Raw genomic sequence first — 16,202 nt, forward strand, 5'->3', positions numbered from 1 at the left:
CCGAATGATAGTGTTATGCACAGCATAGGGATTATTTATCCACAGTTATCCACATTTGTTAACATGTCGCGAACACGTCAATCTGTCCACCCGCATGACGAAACTGGAACAACTGTCATATTGTAGATAGGTGCATCAACGGATGATAAATGACTGAACAGCATCGAGAAGGAGAAACGTTGCCATGGAATCTGCCGCAGATACGATCAAGCGCATTTTTGGCGATTCACAACGTTCTCTTGGCGCGGAGATGTCTGAAACGACGTCGCGCTACGAACGACTTCGTAATGCGAGTTTCCCTCAGCCTGCGTCGACTCGGTTCATCGCGGTTGCCAATCAAAAAGGCGGCGTAGGCAAGACCTCAACGACAGTCAATATAGCAGCGGCCTTGGCACAAGCCGGTTCACACGTGCTCGTCATCGACATGGATCCTCAGGGCAATGCATCGACAGCGTTCGGAATACGACACAGTTCCGGAGATTCTTCAGTCTACGACGTTTTGGAAGGTCGACTTGATATATCTGAGGTGAAGCAACCCTGCGAAGCCTTTGATGGTTTGGAAGTCGTGCCGTCATCCATTGATCTCAGCGGAGCGGAACTTGAAGTGGCCAGCATGGAGGAGAGAACCTACCTGCTGAAACATGCTTTGGAGCGTTTTCTTGCACGGAGTGACGAGCATTTCGATTATGTTTTTGTAGACTGTCCACCGAGCCTTGGATTGCTGGTCATCAACGCCATGTGCGCGGTGAACGAGATGCTGATTCCCATCCAAGCGGAATATTATGCATTGGAAGGCTTGGGACAATTAATCAATACTATCGGCCTCGTGCAGGAGCACTATAATCCCGATCTGCTGGTTTCAACGATGCTCGTTACCATGTTTGACCGAAGAACCTTGCTGAGTCGTGAAGTATTCGAGGAAGTCAAAAAGCATTATCCCAATATTGTTTTGGAGACAACCATCCCGAGAACAGTGAAGATATCCGAAGCACCAAGTTTTGGGCAAACGGTTATCGGATATGATCCACGGGGAATCGGGGCTGTGGCCTACGTGGAGGCGGCTCTTGAAATCGCGCGGCGGTCGCCGTCGGTTCTGGCCGCAATTGAGTCGAAGCAAGGAGAACACTGATTATGGCACGGAAATCACGGTTGGGCAAAGGGCTGGGCGCGCTGTTCCCTGATCTTCCCGGTGAAACTCCGACTGCTGCAACAGCAGAATCGCGAAACAACACGGTAATGACCACGCCGAAGGATTCGGCAACGTCGGGAGACGAATCAGCGGTCCCTACTCCTTCCACGACGAAAAAGAGCAAACAGGATATTACGGCAAAGGAAGCTGCTAAAAAATCGACAGCTAATAGTGATTCTGCTAAAGCCCATCGTGAGACTAAAAAGCCTTTGTCTCCATTAATAGGCAAGAATGAGGAAGTGCAGCAGACACTTGCTTCAGCAACGAATGTTTCACGTGAAACATCGAGAACGAAGAAAAAAAAGAGAGCGAGCATACCTACGCTTCATGAGATGACTCATCCGAGCGATATGTTCTTTGGGACCGACTCTGGCAAGCCATACATTCCAGCTGTATCTGACAATCACGAGCAGAATCATGCAGGAACGGCCGCGACTTCCAAACCAGCTGCTTCCACTACGAGCGCGCCAAAAACATCGTCTGCTGTCGAAAGCACTGGCGCTGGCAAGAAACTGCATGAAAGCTCCGTTGAACTTGCCCCTGTTCATGGCGGATATCTTGCCGAATTGAGGCTGTCTGATGTAGGACCCAATATCCATCAGCCGCGTACGGTGTTCGATGAGGATGAGCTGAAGGAACTTGCCGATTCCATCACAGAGGTCGGTGTGCTGCAGCCTATTGTCGTGCGCAAGCGCCCCGAGGACCAGATTGCCGCTTTCCACGCCTCTCAGAAGGCGAAAGCACAGTCGCAATCACAAAGCTCAGCATCAGCTAATGAGCGCAATGGCAATGCTGAATCCACGGCAGTGGCCCATCGTCGGGTTCAGGATTCGCTATCGTCCATTATCGGCACGCCGGCGCAGGACCGTTTGGACAGCGAATACGAGCTGATTATGGGTGAGCGCCGGTGGCGCGCCTCGCAAATGGCCGGACTCGATACGATACCGGCTATTGTGAAAACCACGGCGGATGACGACATGCTCCGTGATGCGCTGTTGGAGAATCTGCACCGCGTCAACCTCAATCCTTTGGAAGAGGCTGCGGCATACCAGCAGATGATCAAGGAATTTGGGTTGACTCAGGCTGAGTTGTCGCATTCGATTTCAAAATCGCGACCGCAGATAGCCAATACGCTTCGGTTGCTGAATCTTCCGGGGTCAGTGCAGAAGCGAGTAGCCGCCGGCGTGCTTTCCGCAGGCCATGCGCGTGCGCTGCTGGGGCTTTCGACTACTGAGGATATGGATAAGCTCGCGACGCGAATCATCGCAGAAGGCTTGTCCGTGCGCAGCACCGAAGAAATCGTAGCGCTGAAAACCTTAGGCGAAGAGCAGCCTAAGAAGACAAAGCAAATGCGTAACAACCCATGGGCTGATTCGCCGATTCAGCACAATTTGGAGAATCATTTTGATACCAAAGTCGCCATCAAAGGCAATCAGAAACATGGCAGAATCGAAATCGTGTTCTCTTCGCCTGAGGACATGGATCGTATCGTCAGTCTGCTGATGCCGGGCAATGCCTCATCCATCTCCACCACCAACGAATCGGGCTGGGTGTAAGGCGAAGCCAACGCTGATCGTGGTGCGTAGAGAGTAGCGTGTAGTTCCAACTATGTTCTACATAAACGTATTTACGCTATGGCGATACGACTATATGCAGCAATGATAAAGAATGGGGCTGCGAACGAATGTTTTCGTTCGCAGCCCCATTCTTTATCGCACATGCCTACTGAATCCTGCGTCGTAGGCGCCTAGCATCGTATCGGTACTCAACCGGCAGCACAACCAGCAATGACCGTTATTCCGGCATCACGCGCTGAGTTCGGTCAGGTACGCCTGCGCATCGAGCGCGGCGCGGCAGCCCATGCCAGCGGCGGAGATGGCCTGACGGTACACGCTGTCGACGCAATCGCCTGCTGCAAAGACTCCGGGCAGCGAAGTGCGCGTGGAGTCACCATCAGTGGTGATGTAGCCATGCTCATCGAGCGCCAGAGCGCCGTTGAGGAACGCGGTGGTGGGATTATGCCCGATGGCAACAAAGACGCCGTTAGCGGGGATCGTCGTAGTTTCGCCGGTGGTGACGTTCTTCACCGTGACCGATTCGGCTTCCTTGTCGTTGCCGTTGACCTGCTCGACGACGGAATCAAGCACGAAGGAGATCTTGCTATTGGCCTTGGCGCGGTCGACCATGATCTTGGAGGCACGGAACTCGCCACGGCGATGAATCAGCGTGACCGAGGAGCCAAAACGAGTGAGGAAGTCGGCGTCCTGGAAGGCGCTGTCGCCGCCGCCAACCACGACGATGGGCTTATCACGGAAGAAGAAGCCGTCGCACGTGGCACAATAGGAGACGCCGCGGCCTGAATACTCGACCTCGCCGGGCACCCCCAGCTTCCTGAAATCGGAGCCGGTGGTGACGAGCACCGCGCGGGCCTGATAGGTGTCGCCGCCGTCGCAGGTGACGCTTTTCACGCCCGCCGTCAGATCGACGGATACGACGTCATCAAAGACGATCTCCGCACCGAATTTCTCGGCCTGATGCTGCATCGCATCCATGAGATCCGGCCCGAGAATGCCGTCCGGGAAGCCCGGATAGTTCTCCACTTCGGTCGTGTTCACCAGCTGGCCGCCGGGGGTTATGGCTCCGGCGATAACCAAGGGCTGGTAGCCGGCGCGGGCGAGGTAAATCGCAGCCGTATAGCCGGCAGGGCCGGAACCGATAATCACTGCGTCGCGTATGTTTTCAGTCATGGGCACCACGGTACCATCACCGGTGCTTGCAACTGAGCCTTGAGCGCAATGGAATGGTAATGCCTAAGGCTTGGCTCAGCGACCCTCACAGCCCTCAGCGATGCGGCTGAGCGCGATCCTGGCGCAACACCGACTCTACAAGCTGCGAATACAGGTCGGCCAGGTCGTAGCCGGCGGCGACCGCAGCCTGCGGCAGCAGCGAGGTGTCGGTCATGCCCGGGGTGACATTCGACTCGAGGAACTGCGGGATGCCATCGGCGTCCACAATGAAGTCAGTGCGCGAGAGGTCACGCAGGCTTAGCGTCCTGTGCGCGGCCAAGGCGGCATCCTGCGTGGCTTTGAGCACTGCGGCGGGAAGGCGCGCGGGCACATAGAAGTCCGTGGGGCCAGGGGTGTAGCGGGCGTCGTAGTCGTACGTGCCGTTCGGCGTCACGATTTCCAGCGGCGGCAGCACCAGCGGCTCGCCATCGATATCCAGCACTGAGACGGATACTTCGGTGCCGCTGATGGCCCGCTCGACCAGCGCGACCTCGCCGTAGGCGAAGCAGCTGACCATAGCCTGCGGCAGCTGCTTCGCATCGGTCACGAGCGTGCAGCCGAGCGCGGAGCCGCCCATCGTAGGCTTGATGAACAGCGGCAGGCCGAGCGAATCGACCAGCAGATCGATGACCTTGCCCACGCCCAGCTCGCGGAACATCGATTCGGGCAGCGTAACGGAGTGCGAAGTGCTCAATCCCGCGAGCTTGCGCACGACGTTCTTCGCGATGGGCTTGCTCCACGCGGTGCGTGAGGCCTTGGCCCGCGAGCCGATGTAGGGCAGCCCTTCCATTTCGAGGATGTCGCGAATCGAGCCGTCCTCGCCGTTGGCTCCATGCAGCAACGGCCAGACGATATCAGGGCGTGTGGCGGGGTCAGAGAGATACTGCAGCAGCTCGCTGTCCATGTCGTGGTAGCGCACCTGCCAGCCGGCGTCCTCCAGGAAGCCGCCGACGCGATGGCCGGAGCTGATCGAGATATCGCGCTCGTGGCTCAGGCCTCCGCAGATGATCAGCACCGAGGTTTCGTTGCGCGGCCGCAGGGTGACCGAAGCCTTGCCGGCAGCCTTGCCTGTGCTGGTGCCGGTTTTGCCTGCCGCAACCTGCCCGGCATGTGCCTCGCCCTCGTCGCCGAGGGAATCAGAATCCGCTGTCGCTTCGCTGGGGGGATTGTCCTTGATCGTTGCCATGACATTCGCCTTTCTTGCAATGGTGCAATGTATTCGTTGCTGCCTGTTTTCGTTATGAGTCTGAAAGGATTGCGTGCGAGGCGAGTCGAGTATCGCACCGCCAAAGCCGCACGCAATCGCGCTGCTACGGTCTACTGCACCTGCGGGCCGGGGTATTCGGGGTCGCGCGGGTCGGCATCGGGCACGCCGCCGGTGCCGAAGAGCTCGGTCGTCTCGCGCTCGGCGTCGATGACGCTGGCGAGGCGGCGGATGCCCTCGTGAATGCGGTCAGGCGTGGGGTAGCAGAAGGACAGCCGCATATGGTCGCGGCCTTCGCCGTTATTGTAGAAGCCGGTTCCGGCCACGTAGGCGACCTTGGCGGTGACGGCGCGTGGCAGCATCGCGCGCGAATCGAGGCCTTCGGGGATCTTGAGCCAGATGTAGAAGCCGCCCTTGGGCTTGTTCCACGAACAGTAGGGCAGATACTCGTGCAGCGCGGCGTCCATCGTATCGCAGCGCTTCTTGTACATGCCGCGGTAGTCGTTGATCTGCTTCTTCCAATCGAAGTTGTCCAGATACGTGGCGATGGTGAACTGGCTCATATTCGGCGGGCACAGCACCGAGGCCTCGTTGGCCAGCACGAGCTTCTGGCGAATGCCGGGGGGCGCGACCATCCAGGCGATGCGCATGCCCGGGGCGATGATCTTCGAGAAGCTTGAGAGGTACACGACGTTCTGATTGTCCATCGAACGCATCGCAGGGTAGGTCTGCCCGTCGAAGCCGAGCAGACCGTAGGGATTGTCCTCGACGATGAGCACATGGTATTTGCGGGCGATTTCGAGGACGCGCGGGCGCCGCTCGACGCTCAGCGTCACGCCAGCCGGATTGTGGAAGTTCGGCACGGTGTAGAGGAACTTGACCTTCTTGCCCAGCTTGCGCTGCTCGACGATGGTCTGTTCGAGGGACTCGGGGATGAGCCCGTTTTCGTCAAGCATGACGTTGACGACCTCGACCTGGAAGGACTGGAACGCGCCGAGCGCGCCAACGTAATTCGGCGCCTCGGAAAGCACGACGTCGCCCGGGTCGCACATGATGCGCGTGATGAGGTCAAGCGCGTTCTGCGAGCCGTTGGTGATGACCACGTCGTCGGGCTGCGCGTCAGTGATGCCCTCAAGCTCCATGATCTGCAGCACATCCTCGCGCAGGTGCGGGTCGCCTTGGGCGGAGCCATACTGCCAGGCCACATCGCCCTTCTCGACCATCATCTTGGCGATGAGCTCGGAGAGCTCCTTGAACGGCATGTATTCGAGGTAGGGCATGCCACCGGCGAGCGAAACCACTTCCGGCCTCGATGCCACGGCGAACAACGCTCGGATCTCGGAGGCTCGCATGGCCTCCGCGCGGGCGGCATACGAGCCGTACCAAGGGTCGTTCCTGATGACCTTCGAGGATGGAGGAGTGTCGGTTTCGGACATGCTAGAGCCTTTCTTCACGATGCGCGCACGACGTGTCGAAGTCGTGATCCGCGAGAAGGCATGCTGGCCGTGCGTGCTAGGCATGGCCAGCTATCTCGCGGAATTCAACGTATAGAGAAACTCTAGTCGACCGGGTGTAACTGTCACCAGTCGCGTGAGAAATGTCACGACTTCGACACGCGAGCGGGCGTGCGGTGGCGGTGCTGGGTGGCGGTGCAGCTTAGCCATGCCGGGCATCGGGTAGGATGCCGTGATATGAGAATTCGCTCCATCGAGGCCGCCGATGATGCGGCCGTCGCCGCGATCGTCCGGACCAGTCTGCATGCGGCAGGACTCGACATTCCGGGGACCGCGTATTTCGACCCGCAGCTCGACCGGCTCGCCGAATACTATGGCGCGCAGGAGAACCGGCATTACTGGGTGGCCGAGGAAGACAGCCGGGTCGTCGGCGGCGTGGGTATTGCGCCCGTTGCGGGGGCAGAAGGCGTCTGCGAGCTGCAGAAGCTGTATGTCGATGCCGCGTACCGGGGCCGCGGCTATTCCAAGGCGCTGATCGACACGGCGCTGCCCTTCGCTGCACAGTATTTTGACCGCTGCTACCTTGAGACGCATAGCGTGCTTGGGGTCGCTGGAGAACTATATCGCAGTTACGGCTTTGCGTTCCTGGACGGTCCGCTGCCCGGCGGCGAGCACGGTGCCATGAACCGCTGGGCCATCAAAGATCTGGGTGATTTGCGCGTATAACGAGGCTTAGCGTCAGTTTTGTAGTGCTAGCCCCCGTCCAAGCAGCGTCCAACGGTTAGAAGAGCTGCACGGAATCGATGTAGAGCTGATTGCCGGGTAGGCTGTCGGCAGGGACCCAGAGCAGGAAGTCCTGCGCGTTGACTGGCTTGGTGAACTTCACGTTCGTGGTGCCGCTGGCGTCGAAGGAGAACTGGGCGACCTGCTGGCCCTGCGTGGGATTGTTGGCGGTGTTGGCACGCAGGTACGCGGTGCCGCCCGAGGAGCGGATCTTGATGACAAAACGGTAGGCGTTCTGCGGCTGGCTCAGATGCATGTAGTAAGCGTATCCGCGCTGCCCGCCGGGGTTGGTGAGGAACTCCTGCTTGTCGATGTCGAAGGGCGTGCTGTTTAGCGGCACCTTGGGTGCGGGTACCTGCCCAACGTTCCTGTCAGCGGTGATGATGCTGGGCTGGGCCGGCTTCTTCGCGGCTTCAGGGGCGTTCGTGGTGGCTTTGGGTGTGGTCTTGGGGCTGGCCGCGTCCTTGCCGGCACCGGCGCTGGCCTTGTTATCAGGGCTGCCGGTGTTGCCGCCGAAGGGCACATCGTTGAGATTGGTGGTGGGCCATTGGTTCGTCTGGGAGCCGCCGACGGCGGAGGAGCCGTGATTGAGCAGTCCGTGCATCGCTAGGCCGAGCGCGGTAATGACGATGACGGCCACAGCCACGATGGCGACGACCTTGGTCGTAATCTTGCCGAACAACGGTGCGTCGGCGATGTCTTCGTCATCGCCTGCGGAGGGTTTCGGCGAATTCGGCTGAACCGTCGGGTTCGCAGCTCCTGCCACGCCAGCCGCAGGATTGGCCGATTGCTCGGTGCCATAAGAGTGAGTGCCATGAGCATGAGCGGCAGGCGTGAAGCTCGGCGGCAGCGCGGCCGCCTCCCGCTGGGCCTGCTCGGCTGCAAGCGCGCGCTGGGACTCGGCTCCCGGGGCGAGCGCGTGGCCGTCGCTGTCGATGACGGGAATGCGTCCGGTCGCCTCGAAGGAACCGGTTGCCGGGCTTTCCTCGAAGCCCACGGGGTTCACCATCTGCGTGGAGAAGTCGAACTGCATGGGCCCGGTGCCGGTGCTGTCGCCCTGCTCCGCGTTGAAATCGAAGTTCGAGAACAGCGTGCCATAATCCGGTTCGTCCGGGGCGATGATTTCGGCCATCTCGCTGGCCGCCACGTCGCGGAAATCGGGCACGTCGCCGAGCTGTGCATCGGCTGCCTGCTCGGTTTGGCCGAGCGCGGATTTGCCCTTGCCCCAAAGGGATCTGAAGCCGGTGCCCAAGGCGGCGATTCCGCCTGCGGCCCCGGCAGCCGAAGCCGATGCGCCCGGTGCGGCAGACGTATCTGCAGTACCGGCGGCTGCGCTGGATGCAGTGTCATACGATGGGCGGGCGCTGGTGAAGATCGCGTCAGGAAGCTCCAGTAGACGCCTTCCGTTATCGGTGAGCAGCGGCACAAGCGTGATGGAGGCCGGGCCGTCCGACGCAGGCTTCGTGAGGTCCAACGGCGTCAGCTGATTCACTGGCTTCCAATCGCCCAGCAGCGCGGAGAACTCGCCCAGCGTCACCATCGGCACGGCATAGCTCTCGCCCTCGCCGTGCAGGTGAAGGGCGCGCTTGCAGATAAGCATGAATTCGTCGGGGGTGTCCTGCGGAATGCGGGCGGGGTCGAATCCGGCAATCTGGCCCGAAGGGGTTTCGGTGAGCATTGCGTACAGCACTGCTGCGAGCTGCCAGGTGGCGAGCTGCTCCCCATGAATGCCCTGCGGCGGTTTGACGGTGTCGGCCATAATCGGGCCGAAAGGCACATCGGCGAGCTGAATGCCCCGGGAGGTGATGCGGATGGTGTCGGTATCCAGCACGAGACGTTCCGTGCCCCCGGCAAGCAGCTGCTGGGCGGTCTGCGCCGCCTCGCCCAGAATCGAACGCATCGCGGCGAAGCCGAGCATGCGATCCGCGCGTCCTTGGCAGTATTCGCGCAACGCCGATCCGGCGTCCAGCTGCGTGACGACGATGGCCACGCCTTCGCGTTGCTGCAATTGCAGCACGGGGGTGACATGCGGATTCTTCGACAGCACCAGCGAGGAGGCGATGTCGTTGACCTGGTCGATGGCTTCGGCGTCATTGACGATGAACAACTGGCAATCGCGAGCCAGCGCGCGGTCGTTCGCCTTCCAGGCATGCAGCCCCGGCTCGTCACGCAGCAGCGACACCAAGGTATAGCGGTTGATGACAACATCTCCCAGTTCAGGCTTCATAATTCCTTCAACTCCGTGGCGCGGCTGCAGCGCTGGCATTTGCGGCGCTGTGGATATTCTACCGGTGGGGATGGCCGAAATCTGGGCCTTGGACGGGCCTGAATCGCGGCTGACCAGCTCATGGGTTTTGGGGTCGAACATCGGCGGCGGCACCACTGCGGAAGACGTTGTGGAAGACGTTGCGGCGGCTGGCGCGGTAGCGCTGACGACGCGAGTGCGGCCGGCTGGTTCGTCAGCATTCGACCGGCGTGCGGCGTGCGGCTGCTCAGTGCCATGTGCACGAGGGCTGGGAGAGCCAGCCGAGCCGGCCGAACTGGACGGAGCCGTGCGTACGCGGCGGGCAAGGCGAGCGACCATCGCCCCGACCATCGCCGTGAACTCCTCCGTGCGCGCCAGCCACAGCACGAGCGCATACAGCACGCTCACCAGCACACCAAGCAGGAAGCATGCCGCGACGGCCTGCAGCCAGCTCATGCTGCCATCAGCGCCGATCGCCCCGCCTGCCTTGCCCAGGCCCATGCCGCTCATATGCGCGCCGACCAGCGCGTAGACCGGTCGGCTCATCCGCCATCCGATCAGCACCGCCACGGCAGCGGCTACGAGCGCCTTGGCGTAGGTGCGCAGGATGCGCCGGCCGTCCATGAAGCCGCCGAAGCGCTTGCGCAGCATGCGGGCCAGCAGCGGGAAGGCCAGCAGGTAGGCGATGGAAATCGATGCGCCCAGCAGCATCGCCCAATGCACTGGCGAGAGCAGCAGCACGCCGGCAAGCAGCACGACAAGCTGCAGACCGGACTGCAGCGCGATGAAGAGGAAGGGATGCTTGCCGTCTTCGAAGGCGTAGAAGGTGCGCTGGATGATGAGATAGGCGCTCGCCATGGGCAGGTTGACGGCCAGCGCCACCAGAGGTCCTGCCATCAGCGCCGCCTCATGCACGCTTATGGAAGGCAGCAGCGCCAGCGTGATCGGCGTGGGCATCACGAGAAACACCGCGGTGAAGAAGCACATCATCAGCCCGACATTGCGCAGCGACTGGCTCAGGCTCGCGCGGGCCGACGCGATATCGGCCCCGGCGACGGCGCGTGAGATGCGCGGGAACATGGCCGTAGCCACCGAAACGGCGATAAGCGAATACGGCAGTATGTAAATCGTGTAGGCGTTCTGGTAGCTGGCGTTGCCGGCGACATCGAACTGGCTCAGCCCCAGCAGCCGCGCAGCCCTGTCGGGCGCGCTGGTGGTGACGTTGGTGTTGATAATCGTGGCGAGCTGCTCGACGGCCACGATGCCCACGCTCCAGGCGGCGACAGGCCCCATCGCGCGCAGCCCGATTCCCTTGAGTCCCCAGCTCGGGCGGTATCGGATGCCGGCCTTGCGCAGCGGCAGGAACAGCACCAGTGCCTGGAAGGCGACGCCCAGCGTCCACATACCTGCTGTCAGTCCGATCTTGCCGGTGGTCCAGAAACCGAGCGGCTGGCGGTCGGCCCGGCCGAACAGCGCGATGAACGCCACGAAGCCGACGCTGCTGATGACATTCGCGCCTACGGAGCTCCACGCATAGGTGCCGAAGTGGTCCTTGGCGGCCAGAATCTGCCCGACGACGGTGTACAGGCCGTAGAAGAAGATCTGCGGCATGCACCACAGCGTGAAGGCGTTGGTCAGGGCGAGCATGTCGGAGCCGCCGCCGACATAGAGCCGCGTGAGCAGCGGCGTGCCGGCGGTCATGAGCAGCGTGACGGCGAGCAGCAGCACGACCGCGAAGGTGATGAGCTTGTTGAGCCTGTCCTCGGCGTCCTTCTGCTGCAGCGTGCGCACGATCTGCGGCACGAGCACCGCGTTGAAGATGCCGCCGGAGACCAGCGTGAACACCACCTGGGGAATCATCGAACCGGCCTGGTAGGCGTTCGCCGCCAGACCCGTCGTGCCGATGGCGGCTGCGAGCAGGATCGTGCGGATCTGGCCGGTGAGGCGTGAGGCTGCGGTTCCGGTCGCCATGATCAGGGAGTTGCGGCCAACTGATGAGCTCATTCGTCGGGATCTTTCTTGCGGTGGAACTGGCGCCACAGGCCCAGCAGGCCGAGCGCGACGGCGACGGCGACGAATACGAAGCCGCTGGTGTCGCTGATTTGCAGGGTGCTGATGATCGGCGTGTACTTGGGGGCGGAGAACTGCTTGCCGTCGCGGTCGAGCAGGGTCAGCCGGGCGGTGGCGCTGCCGGTGGTCGAGACGCGGATGGTGAAGGTCGTCTGTGTGCTGCCGTGCGCCGGCACGTCGACATCGGAGAAGCGTGTGGTGACGATTTCCATCGAATCGGTTAATGACGAGATGCGCACGCGGACCGGATAAGGGTGGTTGTTGCTGACGGTGACGGGCATGCTGGCAGTTTCGCTCACCACGGTCACCCGTTCCGTCGGGGTGATGGCGACGCCTCCCATGAGCTTGGAAGCCAGGTCTCGCGCCCCTGCGGTCATGCGCTCACGCACGGGGGCGTTGCCGCCTAGGGCGCGCAGCGCGAGGCGGTCGTGCACGGCCATGACCTGTGATATCCAGCCGGTACTGTCCTGCTTGCCGCTGGTGTTGGCGTTCTGCTGGGCCAGGGCCTGCGGACTGCCTGCATCGCTTGCCGAAGGGGAGCCGCTGGCGGTGGGCTGGGGGGTTGCGGAGGCGAGAATCGAGGCGGCGAAGCGCGAAATGTCGCCTCGGGTGCTGCGCAGTGTGCGCAGCGTGTCATCGAGCGCTTTCATCCCCTGCTGCGCGATGCCGCTGTCGCTGGGTGCCAGCGATGCAGCGTCGCTGCCGGAGGCGTATGGTTCGGATGCGGACAGCGCGTCCAGCGAGGTGAGGCCAAGCCAAGGTGCCTGTTCGATCGCGCCCATAAGCGCGTTGGCATCGGCGGCCGAGGCGTTGGCAGACAGGCACACCAGCAGGTTGCGTGCCGTATAGGGCTGCTCCATCTGGTAGAAGGCGCTCTGCGCCATGAAGCGGGCGATGCGGCCGGCGGGACTGGATTCGCCGTTCGCGCTCGCATTCGACATATGACCGTTCGCCAGGCTGCTCAGCTCGCGCTGGGCGGAGAGCACTGTCACATCGCCATCCCCGGTCGGCACGATGTATTTGCCTGTATGCACGGTGGCGGCGTCCTGGTCGTCGAAGCCGCTGCTGGCGATAACGGTCGAGAAGCCCTGGCGTTTGGCCTGGTCAAGCGCCTGCACACTCCATTGCCCCGAACCCTGCCACGCATATGCGGGCTGGCTCGCCGACTGGTCGCCCAGCGCGTCGCGCAGCTGCACGGTGGCGGTGCTCGCATTCCAGGCATCGGTGTCTACGCCGGCATCCGCATAGGCCTGCGGGTTTCCCTTGGCCGTGTATCCGGTGATGTCGAAATATCCGGGCTGCATGATGCCGACACTGCGCGGCGGCAGCGACAGCGCCTTGAGATATGCCGGGTCGGCCACGGCCTGCAGCATCGGGTGCTGGGTGAGCAGTTGCTCGGTGTCATGGGGCAGCCTTGTGCCATTGCGCAGCGTTACGGCATCGTTCGGCGTGACCTTGGCGGCCGCATCGCCTGTGCCGGTCAGCAGCGTGCCGGCGGCGTTGTCGTCAAGCTGCCAACTGTCGCCGGTCAGCGGCATGGTGACCGTGAGCCCTATGGCAGGCGTGTCGGCCGTGTTCAGGCCGTCCTGCGAACGGGTGAGAAACGATGTGGTCTGCGTCTTTGTGCCGTCCGTGCTGCTGTAGCTCAGCAGCAGCGGCTTGGGCCCCCAGTTCACCATGGCCTTGAGCCGGTCCTGATTCGCGGGCACATCGATGCTCACCGTGGCGCTTGCGCCCGGATTCAGCGCCGCGACGTGCGCCTGCCCGAGCTGGTCGGGCGTAGGGATGGGTGCCTCGCCCTGCGCCCATTGCTGGATGTCGGTGCGTGAGACGAAGCCGTAGAAGATATTGGTCGATAAGGCGACGGTGCCTTCCGGCAGCGCGTGAGACGTGCCGTTCTTGAGCGTGGCCTTGAGATGATATCCGGAGCTGGCGGTCACCACCGCCGTTGCCGATGCGATGACTATCGACACGCTCGCCGCAGCCTGCCCCTGCCCTTGATCGCTGCCGTTGCCGGTGTCGGCGAATGCGGACGGCGTCACAAGGCAAGCCGTCAGCAATGTCAGCAATGTCATCATGGCGACGACGAGCACTGCAAACCGGCTCGCAAATCGGTGCGCATGGGGATGCGGGCGTGCTGCGCCACATGCATGTTTGGTCAAATCAGGCCTGCCTGTTCAGTTTTCGGGCATACAGCCACGCGATTTTACGCTCATTAGGATAGCTCAGCACATTGTCCAAATCATCGAATCGCACCCAGATGGCCTCCTCGGCCTCATGATCGGGGTCGCCCTCCACGCTCAGCTCGCCGCTGACACGCCTGAGCGCAAAGTGGTGGACGAGCTTGTGCACGCGCTGGTTGGTGCCGGTGAACCAATAATCGATCGTGGCGATGGAATCCACGACCTCGCCTAGGATCCCAGTTTCCTCGCACACCTCGCGCACGGCCGTCTGGCGCGGCGTCTCACCCTTCTCGATATGGCCCTTGGGCAGGCACCATTCGAGATGTCCGCTGCGCGAATGGCGCGCGATGATCGCCACGCGGTCGAGTTCGTCGAACACCAGCCCGCCGGCCGAGTATTCGCGCACCACCGGGAGCTCCTGCGCGTCCAGCGAAGCGAAGGTCGTAGGCCCTTCGGCGCTGCGGTGCGCGGGCATCATCGCGGGCGTCATCGCGGGTGCTGGAGCATCAGACTGCGCGTCGTTCGCTGTGATTGGCGGCATTGTGATTGACGATATGGGTATCGACGGCGCTGCGGCTGCCGCGTCCACGGCTGCGTCAGCGTTCGCGTGATTGGAATTCGCGTGGTCGAAATCCGCAGTGTCAAGCGGCGCAGCAGGCTCGGCGGACTGCGAGGTATAACGCAGTTGATCGGCGGGATTCGCGTTTTGGGCATGGTCATCCGCGGCATGGCTGAGCATGCGTATCAGATCCGCGGGTGTAATCATGTTCTCCACCATACTCAACGCTATGTGCAGGTGGGGTAACGGTATGCTGGGAACAGCACATGTAGGAATGAGGAGAAGGATGAGCGTGGAGTTCGAAGTATGGCCTGAGGCCGTTGAATTGGGGCGGCTGTTCGCGGCTCAGGGCTATGAGCTGTCGTTGGTGGGCGGCCCGGTTCGCGATATGCTGCTGCATCGGCGCTCGCATGACCTGGATTTCTGCACTTCGGCACGTCCTGAGCAGTTCGAGCCGATTCTGCGGCATTGGGGCCGTGACGGCTTTTGGGACATGGGCCGCAAATTCGGCACGCTGGGAGCGATGCGTCGGCGCGAAGACGGCACCGAGGTGCAGGCCGAGATAACGACATATCGCAGCGATACGTACGATTCGGATTCGCGCAAGCCCGAAGTCGATTACGGCGATTCGCTCGACGGCGACCTGTCGCGTCGTGATTTCACGGTGAACGCGATGGCGCTGCGCGTGCCCGAGCTGGAATTCGTGGACCCCTTCGGCGGCGCGGCCGACTTGGCCAAAGGGCTGCTGCGCACGCCGGTGGACCCGTACCAGTCCTTTGAAGACGATCCGCTGCGCATGATGCGGGCCGTGCGCTTCGTGGCGCAGCTCGGCTTCCGCATCGAGGCCGGCACCGCCGAGGCCATCAGCGACATGGTGGAGCGCATCGGCATCGTTTCGGCTGAGCGCGTGCGCGACGAGCTGGTCAAGCTCATGCTCTCCGACCGCCCGCGCGAAGGCGTCGAGGCGCTGGTGGACTCGGGGCTGGCCGATATCGTGCTGCCGGAAGTCCCGGCGCTGCGCCTCGAAATCGACGAGCATCACCGTCACAAGGACGTGTTCGAGCATTCCCTGGAAGTGCTCGACCGCGCGGTGAAGCTGGAAACCGGCCCCGACGGCCCGGTGCCCGCGCCCGATACGGTGCTGCGGCTGGCTGCGCTGCTGCACGATATCGGCAAGCCGCGCACCAGGCGCTATGAGCCGGGCGGCAAGGTCAGCTTCCATCATCATGACGCAGTAGGCGCGAAGATGACGCGCAAACGGCTCAAGGCGCTGCATTTCGACCGGCACACCATCGACGATGTGAGCGAGCTGGTCAATATGCATCTGCGCTTCCACGGCTATGTGGACGAACCATGGACCGACTCCGCTGTGCGGCGCTATGTGAAGGACTCCGGGCATCTGTACGAGCGGCTGAACCGCCTGACCCGCGCCGACGCGACCACGCAGAACAAGCGCAAGGCCATGCAGTTCTCCGCGGCGATGGACGAGATGGAGCAGCGCGTGCGCGAGCTCAAGGAGCGCGAGGACTTCGAGGCGATCCGGCCGGATGTGAATGGCAACGAGATCATCGAGATTCTGGGCATCAAGCCCGGCCCGCTGGTCGGCAAGGCCTACAAGCACATGCTCGAATATCGCCTGGATAACGGCCCGGTCGAGCATGAGACGGCTGTTGCGGAACTGCATCGGTGGTTTAGTGAACAAGCTGCTGAGTCGTTAGGCGGACAACGC

9 protein-coding genes and 1 pseudogene are annotated in these 16,202 nt (G+C 62.0%); 4 read left to right on the forward strand and 6 right to left on the reverse strand.

What is annotated here, in order from left to right:
• Nucleotides 1–184: 184 nt before the first annotated feature.
• Both LKK40_RS04665 and LKK40_RS04670 read left to right on the forward strand, forming a co-directional pair.
• On the forward strand, nt 185–1,129 hold the full coding sequence (locus tag LKK40_RS04665) for a ParA family protein (protein WP_273328758.1): 945 nt from the start codon (nt 185–187) through the stop codon (nt 1,127–1,129).
• Nucleotides 1,130–1,131: 2 nt separating this feature from the next.
• Nucleotides 1,132–2,745: a ParB/RepB/Spo0J family partition protein gene (locus LKK40_RS04670; protein ID WP_304309602.1), complete on the forward strand. Its 1,614-nt coding sequence runs from the start codon at nt 1,132–1,134 to the stop codon at nt 2,743–2,745.
• Nucleotides 2,746–2,994: 249 nt separating this feature from the next.
• On the opposite strand, the gene trxB is transcribed toward LKK40_RS04670, so the two are convergent.
• The 3 genes from trxB to LKK40_RS04685 all read right to left on the reverse strand — a co-directional run bounded on the left by trxB (nt 2,995) and on the right by LKK40_RS04685 (nt 6,615).
• Nucleotides 2,995–3,936, reverse strand: coding sequence for a thioredoxin-disulfide reductase (gene trxB / locus LKK40_RS04675; protein WP_304309603.1), 942 nt, complete (start codon nt 3,934–3,936; stop codon nt 2,995–2,997).
• Nucleotides 3,937–4,030: 94 nt separating this feature from the next.
• Nucleotides 4,031–5,161: a D-alanine--D-alanine ligase family protein gene (locus tag LKK40_RS04680; protein WP_304309605.1), complete on the reverse strand. Its 1,131-nt coding sequence runs from the start codon at nt 5,159–5,161 to the stop codon at nt 4,031–4,033.
• Between the two features lie 131 nt (nt 5,162–5,292).
• On the reverse strand, nt 5,293–6,615 hold the full coding sequence (locus LKK40_RS04685; protein WP_304309606.1) for a PLP-dependent aminotransferase family protein: 1,323 nt from the start codon (nt 6,613–6,615) through the stop codon (nt 5,293–5,295).
• Between the two features lie 255 nt (nt 6,616–6,870).
• On the opposite strand from LKK40_RS04685, the gene LKK40_RS04690 reads away from it, so the two are divergent.
• Entirely contained in the window at nt 6,871–7,359 is a 489-nt protein-coding gene (locus LKK40_RS04690) for a GNAT family N-acetyltransferase (protein ID WP_304309608.1), read from the forward strand.
• 55 nt (nt 7,360–7,414) lie between these two features.
• On the opposite strand, the gene LKK40_RS04695 is transcribed toward LKK40_RS04690, so the two are convergent.
• From LKK40_RS04695 to LKK40_RS04705, 3 genes are all read right to left on the reverse strand, one after another.
• Nucleotides 7,415–11,665, reverse strand: a complete 4,251-nt coding sequence (locus tag LKK40_RS04695; RefSeq protein WP_304309609.1) for a murein biosynthesis integral membrane protein MurJ — start codon at nt 11,663–11,665, stop codon at nt 7,415–7,417.
• The gene (locus LKK40_RS04700; protein ID WP_304309611.1) at nt 11,662–13,773 is read right to left on the reverse strand and encodes a DUF6049 family protein; all 2,112 of its coding nucleotides are present in this window, start codon (nt 13,771–13,773) and stop codon (nt 11,662–11,664) included. Before LKK40_RS04700 ends, LKK40_RS04695 begins: the two co-directional genes overlap by 4 nt.
• Nucleotides 13,774–13,894: 121 nt before the next feature.
• Nucleotides 13,895–14,680 carry an NUDIX hydrolase gene (locus tag LKK40_RS04705; protein ID WP_434735130.1) on the reverse strand — a complete coding sequence of 262 codons (786 nt, stop codon included), beginning with the start codon at nt 14,678–14,680 and terminating at the stop codon, nt 13,895–13,897.
• An 85-nt stretch (nt 14,681–14,765) separates the two neighbouring features.
• Here LKK40_RS04705 and LKK40_RS04710 point away from each other — a divergent pair.
• A pseudogene (locus LKK40_RS04710) lies at nt 14,766–16,172 on the forward strand (CCA tRNA nucleotidyltransferase); the annotation flags it as partial.
• Between the last annotated feature and the right edge of the window lie 30 nt (nt 16,173–16,202).

Source organism: Bifidobacterium tibiigranuli (assembly GCF_022655035.1).
GTDB lineage: Bacteria > Actinomycetota > Actinomycetes > Actinomycetales > Bifidobacteriaceae > Bifidobacterium > Bifidobacterium tibiigranuli_A.

What these genes read in the sequence shown, in the direction of transcription:
- LKK40_RS04665 (WP_273328758.1), top strand. Translation starts at nt 185, where the DNA reads ATGGAATCTGCCGCAGATACGATCAAGCGCATTTTTGGCGATTCACAA.
- LKK40_RS04670 (WP_304309602.1), top strand. Translation starts at nt 1,132, where the DNA reads ATGGCACGGAAATCACGGTTGGGCAAAGGGCTGGGCGCGCTGTTCCCT.
- trxB (WP_304309603.1), bottom strand. Translation starts at nt 3,936, where the DNA reads ATGACTGAAAACATACGCGACGCAGTGATTATCGGTTCCGGCCCTGCC.
- LKK40_RS04680 (WP_304309605.1), bottom strand. Translation starts at nt 5,161, where the DNA reads ATGGCAACGATCAAGGACAATCCCCCCAGCGAAGCGACAGCGGATTCT.
- LKK40_RS04685 (WP_304309606.1), bottom strand. Translation starts at nt 6,615, where the DNA reads ATGTCCGAAACCGACACTCCTCCATCCTCGAAGGTCATCAGGAACGAC.
- LKK40_RS04690 (WP_304309608.1), top strand. Translation starts at nt 6,871, where the DNA reads ATGAGAATTCGCTCCATCGAGGCCGCCGATGATGCGGCCGTCGCCGCG.
- LKK40_RS04695 (WP_304309609.1), bottom strand. Translation starts at nt 11,665, where the DNA reads ATGAGCTCATCAGTTGGCCGCAACTCCCTGATCATGGCGACCGGAACC.
- LKK40_RS04705 (WP_434735130.1), bottom strand. Translation starts at nt 14,680, where the DNA reads ATGATTACACCCGCGGATCTGATACGCATGCTCAGCCATGCCGCGGAT.